Annotated in this window: 12 protein-coding genes; 6 read left to right on the top strand and 6 right to left on the bottom strand. The window is 38.5% G+C overall.

The window, feature by feature from the left end; all coding sequences use genetic code 11:
- Nucleotides 1-131: 131 nt before the first annotated feature.
- Nucleotides 132-1,061, bottom strand: a complete 930-nt coding sequence (locus LY28_RS15515) for an N-acetylmuramoyl-L-alanine amidase family protein (protein WP_242981352.1) — start codon at nt 1,059-1,061, stop codon at nt 132-134.
- Nucleotides 1,062-1,526: 465 nt separating this feature from the next.
- Between LY28_RS15515 and LY28_RS15520 the strand changes: the two genes are divergently transcribed.
- Nucleotides 1,527-2,162: a hypothetical protein gene (locus LY28_RS15520; RefSeq protein ID WP_110463095.1), complete on the top strand. Its 636-nt coding sequence runs from the start codon at nt 1,527-1,529 to the stop codon at nt 2,160-2,162.
- Nucleotides 2,163-2,414: 252 nt separating this feature from the next.
- Here the strand turns inward: LY28_RS15520 and LY28_RS15525 are convergent, their stop codons facing one another.
- Nucleotides 2,415-3,125, bottom strand: a complete 711-nt coding sequence (locus LY28_RS15525) for a GTP pyrophosphokinase (protein WP_110463096.1) — start codon at nt 3,123-3,125, stop codon at nt 2,415-2,417.
- A 337-nt stretch (nt 3,126-3,462) separates the two neighbouring features.
- Between LY28_RS15525 and LY28_RS15530 the strand changes: the two genes are divergently transcribed.
- Nucleotides 3,463-4,659 carry a serine hydrolase domain-containing protein gene (locus LY28_RS15530; RefSeq protein WP_165835600.1) on the top strand — a complete coding sequence of 399 codons (1,197 nt, stop codon included), beginning with the start codon at nt 3,463-3,465 and terminating at the stop codon, nt 4,657-4,659.
- A gap of 189 nt (nt 4,660-4,848) precedes the next feature.
- Here LY28_RS15530 and LY28_RS15535 read toward each other — a convergent pair whose 3' ends face one another.
- The 3 genes from LY28_RS15535 to LY28_RS15545 form a co-directional block, all read right to left on the bottom strand.
- On the bottom strand, nt 4,849-5,547 hold the full coding sequence (locus LY28_RS15535) for a flavodoxin family protein (protein ID WP_110463098.1): 699 nt from the start codon (nt 5,545-5,547) through the stop codon (nt 4,849-4,851).
- A gap of 165 nt (nt 5,548-5,712) precedes the next feature.
- Nucleotides 5,713-7,074 carry a methyl-accepting chemotaxis protein gene (locus LY28_RS15540; protein ID WP_242981354.1) on the bottom strand — a complete coding sequence of 454 codons (1,362 nt, stop codon included), beginning with the start codon at nt 7,072-7,074 and terminating at the stop codon, nt 5,713-5,715.
- Nucleotides 7,075-7,764: 690 nt separating this feature from the next.
- Complete coding sequence (locus LY28_RS15545; RefSeq protein WP_110463099.1) at nt 7,765-8,616, bottom strand: aldo/keto reductase; 852 nt, start codon at nt 8,614-8,616, stop codon at nt 7,765-7,767.
- A gap of 129 nt (nt 8,617-8,745) precedes the next feature.
- On the opposite strand from LY28_RS15545, the gene LY28_RS15550 reads away from it, so the two are divergent.
- The 3 genes from LY28_RS15550 (at nt 8,746) to LY28_RS15560 (ending at nt 11,018) form a co-directional block, all read left to right on the top strand.
- Nucleotides 8,746-9,132 carry a MerR family transcriptional regulator gene (locus tag LY28_RS15550; RefSeq protein ID WP_110463100.1) on the top strand — a complete coding sequence of 129 codons (387 nt, stop codon included), beginning with the start codon at nt 8,746-8,748 and terminating at the stop codon, nt 9,130-9,132.
- Between the two features lie 390 nt (nt 9,133-9,522).
- A complete protein-coding gene (locus tag LY28_RS15555; RefSeq protein WP_110463101.1) occupies nt 9,523-9,993 on the top strand; it encodes an RNA polymerase sigma factor in 471 nt (156 codons plus the stop codon).
- A 2-nt stretch (nt 9,994-9,995) separates the two neighbouring features.
- Nucleotides 9,996-11,018, top strand: coding sequence for a DUF4179 domain-containing protein (locus LY28_RS15560; protein ID WP_110463102.1), 1,023 nt, complete (start codon nt 9,996-9,998; stop codon nt 11,016-11,018).
- Nucleotides 11,019-11,420: 402 nt separating this feature from the next.
- Here the strand turns inward: LY28_RS15560 and LY28_RS15565 are convergent, their stop codons facing one another.
- Nucleotides 11,421-11,636, bottom strand: coding sequence for a hypothetical protein (locus LY28_RS15565; protein WP_110463103.1), 216 nt, complete (start codon nt 11,634-11,636; stop codon nt 11,421-11,423).
- 302 nt (nt 11,637-11,938) lie between these two features.
- On the opposite strand from LY28_RS15565, the gene LY28_RS15570 reads away from it, so the two are divergent.
- Complete coding sequence (locus LY28_RS15570) at nt 11,939-13,963, top strand: thioredoxin domain-containing protein (RefSeq protein ID WP_110463104.1); 2,025 nt, start codon at nt 11,939-11,941, stop codon at nt 13,961-13,963.
- Nucleotides 13,964-13,999 lie beyond the last annotated feature (36 nt).

A 13,999-nucleotide genomic window follows, 5' to 3' on the forward strand; every position in this document is an offset into this window, starting at 1 on the left:
TCTCTGTAAAAACAGCTATTATTTTGATTGTAATTTATCTTTGGCTATAAATCAAGTAAGATTGTATTTTTTTCTAATCTCAATTCATATTGTATGACCAACTTTCAAATCCCTGCAGCAGTTTCGGAGAATCAATTGTCATTGGCTGAAGCTTCAGCTATTATACTGCTTTTATATTTCTCAAGGCCTTCTGCTATTCCGGATACAATTTTATTTTGATATTCTTCCGTATTTAACAGCTTATCCTCCTCGGGATTTGTCATAAAGCCCATTTCAAGGAGAGCAACAGGTATCTCTGACCAATTAAAGCCTGTGATATCATTGCTTTTAACTGTTCCTCGGGATTTTGCCTTTGTGTACTTGAGCACTCCGCTTAAAACACATTGCCCGATTAAAGCACTTTTATCAAGCATATCCCTGTCTTTAATATATTTATTGCCAGGCACCATCATCAGCACTCCTGAAACCTTGCTGTCATTTATGCCGTTTGCATGTATTCTGATTGCAAGGTCAGCACCTGAAGAATTCCAAAGCTTTGCCCTGTCAACATTTGTCAAGTCACACCTTTCATCTTCTCTTATCATAATTATATCTGCGCCCTTATCAGTTAACACCTTTTTTAGTTTTTTTGAAACAATAAGATTTAAGCTTGCTTCTGAAATTTTGGTTGAAACACCCGAGGTTCCGCTTGCAAAAGCTGCTTTCATTATATCCGAGCCCGGCGCCACAGGCTCTTTTTTATCGGCTGCATTTGAATTCCTTCCATGTCCTGCATCAATACATACGGTTAGACCGTCAAGAGGCTGTTTCTCTTCCTTTTTGACAGCCTTGGAGGAAACCGAAGGCTGCGATATGTTTGCTTCTGAGGATACTTGGGATGGTTTCAAGGATGCTTCCGGTGATAACGGTTCACGCCTTACTGAAGCCGGCTGAGAAGCCTCCTCATTCCCATCAGCTTCTGATGTCAGCCTTTGGCTTTGAAGCGTACAAGCTGTACATACTAACCCAATAGCCAGAAACAACATACTTAATATTAATAATTTCTTTTTATATTTTTTCATTTTATTATGTCTCCTGATTCTTTAATATGCGATGCCCTATCATTCAATCTTCATAGCTTATTATGGTCTTTGCAGTAATCTTTCATGTACACCAAGTCTTTATATCTTATTCCTTGGTCAGCCGTACAGCTTTTGCTGCCTGCCTAAAATTATATCATACCGGGATGTACGATATAAATATCGTAGTGAAGGCTTGAACCGTAATTGACTTCAGTCAATTACTATCGGCTGAATAAACGATGTAACCGTCCTATAGCTTAGTTTTCTCCTCATCTAGCAAAAATTCACAATTAGGTAATACTTTAATCACACAATCTACTTATAAGCAGAGTAACATATTTATCAAAATACTATAAAAGTTTTGTTAACAGTTAAAACAGTCAGATAAGGCATATTTTTATTTTTGTATACACTTCTGAAGGCTTAATTGACTTTTATAAAAACAGCTCAAAAGGAGGAATACTTTTGTTTAAAAAAATTAGTATTGCGGCTTTATGCCTGCTTATGCTTTCAACTGCGGCATGCGGCTCCGACAACACAGCTCCGGGCAATAATTCAGTGCAATCAAACGCTTCTGATAATTCAGGCAGCAAGCGAAACACAGCCGGTGAAGGCTTTAATGATGAAATGCGCAGCAACCCTGCCGATCTATCAGGAGAGGTGACTTCTGTCTCAGGGAATGAAATAACACTGAAGGTTATTGATATGCCATCCTTTGGCGGCGGTCAGAAGCCCTCCAAGCGTGACGGCGAAAATTCAAAAAATACCGGTGACACAAAAGCTGCGGGAAATAGCAATGCGGCCTCTGATAAAGACAATTCTCAGGGCAATGGAAAAGCACCTCAAAATGACAGCCGGCAGCCTCAAATGTCTTTTAAATATACAGGCGAAAATAAGACAATTACAATTCCGGACGGCATGGCTATTTCATCTGACAGAAGGGACAGTCAGGGAAAAGAGCTAAGTGTGTCAGATATAAAAGAAGGGAATATCCTTCGCATCTGGTACTCCGATGACGAAAAAGAAGCCATTTCGAAAGTCAGTGTAATGCAGTCAGTTCCTCAACAAAGCCGAGATACGCAAGAGGAGGGCGATAAATAGTCTTGCCCCTGCATAAAGGTGAACTGATAAATTTTACATATAAAATAAGCTTTCAATTTCTTCCTGTGTAAATCAGATTAATTTTATTTGCCGGTTAAATCCCGTATTCTGGATTCAACCGGTTTTTTTTGCAGGCAAAAGCTATTATATCGTTTGGTCTTTCGAAATTCCGTTTAAAAAAATATCCCGAACTTAGCTACATCCTAAGCTCGAGACATCTATTGCAATATATGCCCTTTAACTTCTTGAGATTTAAACCAAATCCAAATCTAAATCTGAATCGCAATCATATTTCATTAATGTTTTATAAATTTCCTGCATTTTTAAATCTGTATATGCAATCTTTTCGGCACATTCCTGAAGCTCCTTGGAAACGGATAAAGGCACCTCTTCTAATGTTTTATATCTCAGCTGGTGCTCAAGGCTTGCCCAAAAGTCCATTGCCAGAGTTCTTATCTGTATCTCAACCGGTACAATTTCCTTTCTGTCCGAAAAGAACACAGGTACCTTTAAAACAAGGTGCAGACTTCGGTACCCATTAGGTTTAGGAGCCTTGATATAATCAGTTTCACGAATCAGCAGGATATCGTCCTGACTTTTTAACATTTCTGCAATTTTATAGATATCATCAATATAATAGCATACCACTCTTATTCCGGCTATATCCGTCAAATTCTCCTTGGCTGCCTCTATACTGATTTCCAGCCCCTTCCTGTTAAGCTTTTCAAATATACTTTCTATTGATTTTATTCGGCTTTGCATATTATGAATAGGATTTCGCCTATGTATGAACTTGAATTCATCATCCAATATTTCCAGCTTAGTGCTTATTTCTCTGGTTGCAGACTGAAATAAATGCTGCATTTCAAAAAAGCTTACCTTGATACTTTCAATTTCTTCACTGGATAACAGAGTATCTAAACCATGTAAAGACTTAATTGGCGCAACTTTTTTCATAATCATTGTGCTCGACTCTTCCTTCCACAATTATTTGTTGTATTCCAAGTATAAACCAAGCTTTGCAGACCTTCTTCATTAATTATATCATAGCATAACCATAAAGTGTATTTGCATGTAGAAATAATGAAGAAGCCATTACTATCGGATAAAAAATCGGATTTTATCAGCCAATAGCAGCTTTTTTTAACTATACCCTTATTATATTTATAAAATATTAACTAAATATAAACAATCAATTAACTTCGCCATACCAGCTCCATAAATAAATACTTTTTTTGACATGCTAAGACAAAATTGGTATACTTTAATTGATTTCAAGTCGTTTAGGAGGGATTTTGCAATGGGTAATAAATTTGTATTCAGCATCTTAGCTTTGTTTATAACCTTTTCATTAATGTTTACAGGCTGCGCAAGCAGCACAGATTCCGATAACGGAACCCTTGTCCGGTTGGAGGAAGTTATGAGCGTATATCCGGATTTTACCGGCTCTGTTCTCGTTGCAAAGGATGACGAGATTTTATTAAGCAAGGGCTACGGCAAGGCAGACTACGACAAAAAAATAGATAATACGCCTCAATCCATTTTCGGAATAGCATCTATAACATCACAGTTTACAGCTGCTGCTGTCATGATGCTTCAGGAAAAGAAACTTCTAAACCTTCAGGACACAGTAAACAAGTTTATTGAGGATTACCCCGACGGAGACAAAATCAAAATCTGCCACCTTTTGACTCACACCTCTGGTATTCCTGAATATTATTCATTTGTCGATTCAATAGAAAAAGGAAAGCATACATATACTCCCTCAGAACTTATTGACATATTTAAAAGCAAGCCTCTTAATTTTGATGCGGGCACAAGCTTTGAGTTCAGCAATTCAAATTATGCACTGCTTGGATACATAATAGAAAAAGTATCTGGCATGAAGTATGAAGACTATATAAAACAAAATATATTTGAACCTTTAGGTATGGATAATTCAAGCTTTTCAGGGGATGTAAGCAGCAAGGACAGCAACGTTACAAAGGCCTTGGGTTATGAGGAGCCTGAAACAAATACCAATGAATATTCCGAGGAAACAACTGCCGAAACTGAGGCTGCTTATAAAAAAGCAATAGAGGCAGAGCCTACCCTTACATATTCCTCCGGAGGCATTTATTCGACTGTTGAGGACTTATACAAATGGAGCAATGCTTTTAAGACCGAAATTTTGCTTTCAAAAGCATCCATTAAGGAAATGTTTACTCCTCATTCGGAAAGCTATGGCTATGGATGGTTTATCGACACAAACGATGAACAGAGCTCTGCAAGCACCACAGGCAATAATCCGGGCAATACGGAAGCCGGTGCAGTAAGTACCGATGCCGCCGGAGGCTCAAGTCAGATAGTACATCATGGCGGATATCTCCCCGGCTACAGCTCATTTATAATCAGAGATAACACAAAAAATTATGTAGCTGTTATCCTGAGCAATAAACAGCATGAAGAAAGTGTAATGGATCTGGGTTATGATTTATTGGATGTATTGGAAAACTGATATAGAAAGCCTCTGAGGAATGATGCCTCCCCCCTTACAGCAGGACAGGGGCAGCTCAAATCCTTCAGAGGCTTTAAGAATATTATAACGGCAATAAGCATTCATAATTTATAAGCTTCACAGTTATTCCGGCTGTCGCTAATTTAATTACCATATAGCTGTTATCCCCTTTCTATCCGTTGGCAAGCCCTATTTGCGCCAGGGTCTTTTCTTCCGGGTCCATCCTTGTTCCTCCCAATATATTGCATCAGAAGGATTGAGCTTAAACCTCCTCTGCATAATACGGCTCACAAAGAACCACTTGCGCACTCTGAAGCAGGGCTTTACCTTTCCGTTATTCTTAATAATTTCCCTTGCAGCAGCTTCTGCCTTTACGGAAATTTTAGCCTTTATTTTAGGAGATACTTTACTCCATTCAACATTCATTATGGCAAAACCCAGCTTGTATGTTTTAGCAACTCCCCAGAAATCCAGACTGTCTTTCATTTCCTTAAGTGTTTTTGAATAAACAGGTCCGCTTGCCGTTGCTATAACCAGACCTTGCTTATGAAACATCTCTTTTTGAGGGCGGTGAACAATCCACATGTTTGCAAAATGGTCTAAAAAAACCTTCATTTGTCCCGAAACATGATATGAATAAACAGGTGATGTAAGTATAATTAAGTCTGCCCAAAGGAGCTTCTCACGTATAGGGGCAGTATATTGACTATGGGCGCAGGTTCCTTGTTCCCCGTCAAAACATCTGAAGCATGAAATACAAAATTCCGGTAAATCTCTCGGCAAAAAAATTTCAGACGTTTCTGAATTTTCAATATTCCTGATAACCTCCTGTGCAATATTATAAGTTACACCCTTGCGTTCCGTACCGTAAACTATTGTTATCTTCATTGTTCACCTTTCTTCCTTCAAGCATCAAATCAAGCCGTATTCAAAACCGGCTTGAAATCAGCCGGCTATCCCTCGCTTATAAAAAGCCATCAAGCTTATATAACATTATTATGCTGTTTTACAGCTATAATATCAGTATTTTAGGATATATTCAATAAAGCCTTGTTATATCTTAAAAATTTTAACCTCCTTGTTCAGTTCCTCTGCCAGTATTGAAAGCTCTTTTGCAGATTGGGCAATTATTTCAATAGATGCCAGCTGCTCCTGTCCCGTAGAAGAAATTTGTTCCATGCTTGCCGCAGACTCCTCTGCTGTTGCCGCCATATCATGTGTCTGCTCAGAAATGGATTTTGTTTTTATATTGAAATTCTCGACTTGTGCGGCTGTATTCTGCAAATTGCCAACTATATTTTCATATGAGCTCTGAATTTTTCCAAAAGCAGTCTGAGTAATTGCTAATGCTTTTTGCTGTTCTTCTATTAATAAATTGGCAGTCCCAATATTTGAAACAACACAGGTAGTCTTTTCTTTTGTCTTATTGGTAAGATCGATAATTATTTTTGCCGCTTTTGATGACTCTTCCGCGAGCTTTCTTATTTCATCTGATACCACAGAGAAGCCTTTTCCGGCCTCACCGGCTCTGGCAGCCTCTATTGCGGCATTAAGCGCCAGCAGATTAGTCTGCTCAGCTATGGAAGTAATAACCTGTATGGTGCCGGATACCTGCTCTATCATATCACTCAATTCCGATATGGATTTACCTGTCTCATATGTAACTTCAACATTCTCCTTCATTCTTAATGCTTGTATATTCACTGCCTCCTGCCCTTCTTCAACGGTTTTAAGCGATCCCACAGCGTTTTCGGCAGCCACTCTTGCTTCACCTGCTATACTATCGATAACCTTTGCCGAGTCAACCAAGGTAAGGTTTATATCGTTTATTGTCTGGGCCTGCGAGCTATTGCCTTCAGCCAGCTCTGACATCGTTGAAACCACCTGCGTTATGCTTTGAACATTATCATCTGTTGTCTTGCTCAAGCTTTGAGAATGTAAATCCAATTTGTCAGATATCCTACGAACCTTTACTGCCATGCCTTTCAATGCTGTTCTGGTATCCAGCAAGGCTTCAGCCATCTCTCTGCTTTCATCCATTGATTTAAATTCCTTATTAAGGTCATACTCATCAGCAAAGTCAAAATCCGCAGTTCTTTTAGTAATCCCAGTGACCTTTAAAATTGGTTTTGAAACTATTTTACCGAATATGTACGATATGACGATTCCCAATAGCATTGAGATTACAAGCCCTAGCAAAACAGATGTGGGCGGCATAAATGAAATTCCATTTTGAGGTGCCGGAATTGCAGCATTTGCGTCAGGCATATTACCTGCCGCTGAAACAGCCGATGAGCCGGTGAAATCCAAATTGTTGGTGTTAAACATAGCCGCAATTACATTTGTTATTGCAACTATTAAGGAATTGATAATAGATAAAAATACAATTTTGGTTGAAATTTTAATTTTCTTCATAGGTATGCTCCTTTACCTTCGTAATTGTTTATTTACTATCTTCAGACTATTATGAAATAACTTTACTAAGAATATACTAATTATTTTATGTGTAAAAACTTTGTCTTGAATGTGACCGTATTGTGAAGGATTGTGTCTTATTTATGAATTATGCCAAAGTAAATTACCATCGGCTAAAAAACCGATTCCATAGGCCGATAGTTTGGGTTTGAGGCTAAAGCCTCCTGAAGTGCAAACCCTGAAACCCAAACCGTTGAAACCTTCAAAGAAATGCTTGAAAGCATATGTTCGCCTAAAAAGACGATATATCGTCGCGAAGGTTTCAACCGTAATTGACTTTATGAAGCCAATTTTATATATGGCTTCATCTCATTGCTCCTGAACAATAAAATGATATAGTTAGTATTTGAGTACTTTTATTTGGAGGGGAAAAATGGGGCTAAAAAATAGCACTGAAGGTTTTAGATGTGTAAATGCGGAAATTTACCCTGAACTGAAAGAATATAAAGCTGACGAAAAATATTATAAGTTTATTGGAGCTTGATGACGGAGCAATTTTATGGGAGGACTTGGCTCTCAACTACTATAGCTTAAAAAATGATAGAATACCATCCCGATATTCTATCATAGATATGTTCCAGCTTATGGCCTGCCTATTCATAGCAGCAGTACAGGGCAAGCAAGAAATTTTCACCATGTAATGGTATCCGGATCGGCAGAAAAACCGACACAGCCTTTCAAATCAGCTATTAACTGCATATCCGCCAATTCCAGTTCAAAATCAAACACCTCTGTGTTTTCCTTGATACGTTCCGGCGTTACTGACTTCGGCAACGGAAGATATCCTCTTTGCAGGCTCCAGCGGATGCAAATCTGAGCGATGGATTTTTCGTACTTCTCCGCAAGCGCCTTCATTTCGGCCACCTCAAAGATTCTGCCGACACCCAATGGGCTGTACGCTTCCAGAAGAATATCACGGGAGCGGCAGTAATCAACCACCTCGTCCTGCGTATCCCCGGGACACAGCCGGATTTGATTTACCATTGGAGCAATCACAGCAGTTTTAATTAATTCTTCGATATGATGCGGCAGGAAATTGCTAATGCCGATGCTGCGGATACGCCCCTCTCTGTACAGCTCCTCAAAAGCCCTCCAAGTTCCGGCATTTGATTCCTGCCAGTGATTTCGGAACGCTATGGGATTCGGCCAGTGGATTAGAAAAAGGTCTATATAATCCATATCCAGCTTTTTCATCGTTTTCTCAAAGGCCTTTAGAGTTCTATCATAACCGTGCTCCTTATTGTCCAGCTTTGAGGTAATGAAAATCTTTTCCCTGTCAATACCGCTTTTCTTTACAGCGATGCCCACGCTTTCCTCATTGCCGTATCCCTGCGCCGTGTCAATATGGCGGAACCCCGCTTTAAGGGCACTGAGAACCGAGGAAACGGCAGTATCGCCATCCGGCGTCTGCCATGTGCCAAAGCCTATACAGGGTATTTCCACACCATTGGACAGCTTGTAACAATCAGTTAATAATTTCATTATTATACCTCCTTGTAGTCTTATTGACATTCATCGGATAATGCCATATGATTATCATAAACCTTAGCGTTAACTTTAAGTCAATAGCATATTATTTATTTCATTAAACTTTTTTCCGGAGGTTCTCCTATGTGGTATACAATTAAACTGGCAGCGCAAAAAGCGAATCTGAGTCCTAATGTTCTGAGATACTATGAAAAGGAAGGCCTTTTGCTGAATATAAAAAGAAGTGAAAGCGGAATACGGCAGTATTCTGAGGAGGATATGGAGTGGCTTGGCTTGATCTGCTGCCTCAAAAACACAGGTATGTCCATAAAGCAAATACGGGATTTTGTCAATTTGAGCATTCAAGGGCCTGAAACACTGAAAGAAAGATGTGAAATGCTGATTGCCCATAAACAGGATGTCGAAGAGCGCATTAAAGAAATGAATTGGCATCTTGAGAAGGTTTCTCATAAAATCGCATACTTTACCATGCAATATAAGGAATATTCAGATGAAGAAGACAGCAGATAAGCTATCACCTTTGACATATCTGCAATTGCAGTCCCATCCATTGTAATAATAAGCCAATTTCTATCGGCTGACTATCCGGCTCCACCGGCGCGGGGTAGTCTAAGCTTGAGGCTAGCCTCAGCAAGCCTGCTTGAAAGTATTATCCCTCCGATATTTTATCACGCAGAGGTTTCAACCGCAATTGATCTTATCAACCATTTCTATCGGCTTTAAAGCTCTCATAATTTGCTTAAAAAATTTTGTAAGCTTTTCAAGCTCACACTCTCAAATTTAATTTATAATACCCTTATCATAAATATTTATTTTATTGAGAACCAAACTGAATATATTTGAATCTAATTAGTGAATGACACAATTCAGCTGAAGCAGTCGGAAGGGAGAAAAACACAAATGGATAAGGATACCTTTGCAGAAGAAGTAAGGAAGGCGGAGGCAACACTATTCCGCATATCCAAAGCTATTCTGCAAAATGAAAAGGATTGCGAGGACGCAGTACAGGAAGCTATTCTGAAAGCCTATCATAAATTAGCCTCTTTAAAGAAAGAAGCTTTTTTTAAGACATGGCTGGTAAGAATTTTAATTAATGAATGCTATAAAGTCAGCCGTTTACATAAGAAAGATGCAGGCTATAAAGAATACATAAATTCTGAAGCAGCAGCTGAGCCTGATAATTATTCAGATTTGTATTCGAGTATTATGAAGCTTGATGAGGATTTAAGGACTGTAGTAATTCTATATTATATTGAAGGCTTCAGTATCGCGGAAACAGCAAGTATCTCAAAAATACCAGAGGGTACGGCAAAAAGCAGGCTTTCAAGAGCAAGAACTACTTTAAAAAAATGGTTAGAGGAGGATAATTAACTATGCATAAAAATAATTGGTCGCAAGAATTCCCAGCTGTTCCAGAAAGTTTTCATAATATGGTGGAAAAAACGCTGGCAGAAATCTCCGTTGAAAAAAACAGACGGTTATCAAGAAAAGGCTTCGCTGCGGTTCTGTTGGCAGCTGTACTGACTCTCGGAAGTATAACAGCCTTTGCCGCAGGATATTTTAATTGGAATCAGAAATTAGCAGAAATATTCGGTGCTGATAATATTCAGCAAAATAGCTTAATTGAAAAAGGGGTGACACAACAGGCCAAATCCTCATCAACAGATAACGGGCTTACAATAGATCTTGTACAAACCCTGCAGGACAAAGACTACTTTTATGCTTTACTGGAGGTTACCGCACCAAAAGATATAAAATTAACCGATACAAATTTATTTGAAAACTGGCGTTTTGATGTTTCCGGTCAAGAAGAGTATTCTTACAGCACCTCCCACGGGTTTATGGATGTTATTCAAGAGCCTGAAATAACAAATAAAAGATATTATGAAATCTGGATTAAAAAAAGCATAGACTTCAACGAAAAGGACTTCACTCTTCACTTTAAAAACCTGCAGGCTGACGCAGGAAAGCTTGATATGTATACTATCCTTGAGGGTGATTGGACACTGTCCTGGAAAATGTCATACAAGGACTCAACAAAATATTTTGATGTAAACAAAAAATATAACTTATCCGGCTATGATATATTGGTAAAAAGGGTTGAAATCACACCTTTGTCAATGACAATTTACTTTGACGGAGGAGATGTCAAAGCCATGGAAAAGGCTGAAAAAGTTGACTTAGATAAATTAGAGTTTCTGAAACCGCTATCTTTTAAAGGAGTCAGATATAATGACGGAAAAGTTGTATCTATATCAGGTGGAGGCGGCGAAGGTTTTGACAATACTACCGGTGAATACAAACTAAGCACCTGCTTTGACAAAGTAATTCAAATTGAAAACGTAAATAGCCTTTTATTTGGAACAGAAAAATCTGAAATAGGATTAGCTAATTAAAGACTGCCTGCCAAAGTACAGGTAAGGTTTCAAGGTTTGTATGGACAGTAAAAATCGATACTGAATATCTAATATTTTGTCAGGGACAGGCGCCTGCTTTTATCGCATCTGTCCCTGCTTTTTTGCATAACCTGGGAAAATTTATAAATTGAATAAGAATGCTGTTTCGTATAGTTTATCGCAAAAATACTTTAATATCAAGGATTTAAAGGCATTCCCCAACAATGAAGCTATTTTAGCACCCTCTTAATGCAGTAATAGCAATAGTTTCTGTCTAAGCAAAATACAGAACTAACGTTCGATATGTGTTAAGATGTGATATATTCACGTAATATTATAGTAATACTTATGTAACAAAAGCAAAAAATAAAGCTGCCAGTCTGATAGCCCTATATTTCAATTTTAAACCGCTTTATTTTCTAATTTTTCGATTCTCATTTTATGTTCTGTTTCATTTTCCATAATAGTATAGGTTATTTCTGTTAAACTATCAAGTTTACTATTTATTAGTTTGTTATTTGATTTTAATGCGGTAATATCACTTTGTATTTTATCAATTTTAGATTCTAGAATATCAATCTTTTCCAGCTTTTCAAGTATTAAATCCAGTTTATCCATATGTACATCCCTCCAAAAATAATTATAGCATGGGTTAATACTATATATCTATACTTTTTCAGAAAACTATATGCTATTATCTACTTAAAACCTTCTAACACTTTTTGAAATTTTCTAACCATTATGACATAAATGTTTGAAAAGAAATACATAAATGAAGGTTTTGAATAATGAAAGCTATAGTAAAATAATCTTAAATAATAAATGAAGTGTAACTCTGGAAATCGATACAATATCCAAGAATAGGCTTATTAAAAAATGAAAATACTAGTCGTGATATTATTTTGATAAAAAAGGTGGTGATGCCCATGACAACTAAAATGCCCAATAAATTGATTAATGAAAAGTCTCCTTACCTATTGCAACATGCGTATAATCCTGTTGATTGGTATCCTTGGGGTTCTGAAGCCTTTGCAAGAGCTGCCGGTGAGGACAAACCGGTATTTCTTAGCACAGGATATTCTACCTGCCACTGGTGCCATGTAATGGAGCGTGAATCCTTCGAGGATGAAGAGGTGGCTCTGCTGCTGAATAAGAATTTCATATGTATTAAGGTGGACCGGGAGGAGCGCCCCGATATCGATAATATTTATATGTCCGTATGCCAGCTGTTAACAGGTCATGGCGGATGGCCGCTTACGGTGTTTCTCACTCCTGACAGGCATCCCTTTTACGCCGGAACTTATTTCCCAAAGCATGACAGTGCAAATATTACAGGCTTGATGAGCCTGTTGAAAACAGTTAATGATATTTGGCATAATAACCGAAATACACTTCTGGATGCATCAAAAGAAATTATAGCTGTTCAAAAGGCAGATAAAAGACCCGGAGCCTCAAGCCTTACCGCTGACGTAATCCATCATGCCTTTTCACAGCTGAAAAACAGCTTTGACAGCAAATATGGAGGCTTCAGCAATGCCCCTAAATTTCCTGCACCTCATAACCTTCTTTTTCTGCTGCGTTACTGGTACTCAAAAAAAGATTCCTCAGCTCTTGAAATGGTTAAGAAAACTCTGGATTCCATGAAAAATGGAGGAATTTTTGATCATATAGGCTTCGGCTTCAGCAGATATTCAACCGATAGGAAATGGCTAATCCCTCATTTTGAAAAAATGCTGTATGACAACTCCTTATTGGCTGTTGCATATGCCGAAGCATACCTTGCCACAAATAATTACAGCTATTCCGAAACTGCTCATGAAATTCTTGAGTATATTTTACGTGATATGACCTCGGAGGAGGGCGGCTTTTATTCAGCCGAAGATGCAGATTCAGAAGGAATAGAAGGCAAGTTTTACATTTGGTCCCGGGATGAAATCAAAAATGTTCTCGGCGACAAGGACGCTGAAGAATTCTGCACTATCTATGATATCACCCCAAAGGGTAATTTTGAAGGTCTGAATATTCCGAATCTGATTGAAGCAGGAGCTCTGTCAGAGGATAAGAAAGCCTTTTGCGAGGCTTGCCGTAAAAAGCTTTTTGACTTCAGGGAAAAACGAATTCATCCATATAAGGACGACAAAATACTTACAGCCTGGAACGGTCTTATGATAGCGGCAATGGCATTCTGCGGCAGGACTCTGGGTGAAGAAAAGTATATTTTAGCTGCTGAAAAATGTGTCTGCTTCATATTTCATAAGCTTGTAAGAAGTGACGGAAGGCTGCTGGCACGCTACAGAGACAGTGAAGCCGCACTGCCTGCATATCTGGAAGACTACGCCTTTCTTGTATGGGGACTTACGGAGCTTTACGAAGCAACCTATAATCCTCTTTATCTGCAAAAAGCACTGGAATTTAACAATGCAATGCTGAGCCTTTTTAAGGATGACAAGACTTCAGGCTTATTCTTATACGGGCATGATTCCGAGGAGCTCATAACCCGTCCAAAGGAATGCTATGACGGAGCTGTTCCTTCCGGCAACTCCGCAGCAGTAATGAATTTACTGCGTTTGGCAAAAATCACAGGGCTTTCTGAGCTTGAAAGAGAAGCAAAATCTATAATTGAATATTGGAGTTCGGATATTGAAGCCGTTCCGGCAGGATATAGCTATATGCTTTGCGGCTATATGTACTCAATATCGGAAATGTCTTCAGAGGTTGTAATTGTAGGCTCAGACAGCAAGCAAATGCTGAAGGCTTATAACAGCATATTTCACCCTTTTACAGTATCTGTATCTAAAATAAATAAGGAACTGATAAGCTTTGTCCCACACTACTCACAATACCGTGATAAGGAAAAAGAGACAACTGCATATATTTGCCGTAACTTTTCATGTATGCCGCCTGTCACAGATATTTCAAAGCTTCAGGAAGCACTGATGCAATGAAAAAGGGAAATTAAAGGGCTGCTAACAGGCTGCTTA

The sequence above is a fragment of the Ruminiclostridium sufflavum DSM 19573 genome (assembly GCF_003208175.1).
Taxonomy (GTDB): domain Bacteria; phylum Bacillota; class Clostridia; order Acetivibrionales; family DSM-1351; genus Ruminiclostridium; species Ruminiclostridium sufflavum.

Bases quoted from the DNA above. Each gene is read 5' to 3' on its own strand.
- LY28_RS15515 (WP_242981352.1), bottom strand. From the start codon at position 1,061: ATGAAAAAATATAAAAAGAAATTATTAATATTAAGTATGTTGTTTCTG.
- LY28_RS15525 (WP_110463096.1), bottom strand. From the start codon at position 3,125: ATGATTATGAAAAAAGTTGCGCCAATTAAGTCTTTACATGGTTTAGAT.
- LY28_RS15530 (WP_165835600.1), top strand. From the start codon at position 3,463: ATGGGTAATAAATTTGTATTCAGCATCTTAGCTTTGTTTATAACCTTT.
- LY28_RS15535 (WP_110463098.1), bottom strand. From the start codon at position 5,547: ATGAAGATAACAATAGTTTACGGTACGGAACGCAAGGGTGTAACTTAT.
- LY28_RS15540 (WP_242981354.1), bottom strand. From the start codon at position 7,074: ATGAAGAAAATTAAAATTTCAACCAAAATTGTATTTTTATCTATTATC.
- LY28_RS15545 (WP_110463099.1), bottom strand. From the start codon at position 8,616: ATGAAATTATTAACTGATTGTTACAAGCTGTCCAATGGTGTGGAAATA.
- LY28_RS15550 (WP_110463100.1), top strand. From the start codon at position 8,746: ATGTGGTATACAATTAAACTGGCAGCGCAAAAAGCGAATCTGAGTCCT.
- LY28_RS15555 (WP_110463101.1), top strand. From the start codon at position 9,523: ATGGATAAGGATACCTTTGCAGAAGAAGTAAGGAAGGCGGAGGCAACA.
- LY28_RS15560 (WP_110463102.1), top strand. From the start codon at position 9,996: ATGCATAAAAATAATTGGTCGCAAGAATTCCCAGCTGTTCCAGAAAGT.
- LY28_RS15565 (WP_110463103.1), bottom strand. From the start codon at position 11,636: ATGGATAAACTGGATTTAATACTTGAAAAGCTGGAAAAGATTGATATT.
- LY28_RS15570 (WP_110463104.1), top strand. From the start codon at position 11,939: ATGCCCATGACAACTAAAATGCCCAATAAATTGATTAATGAAAAGTCT.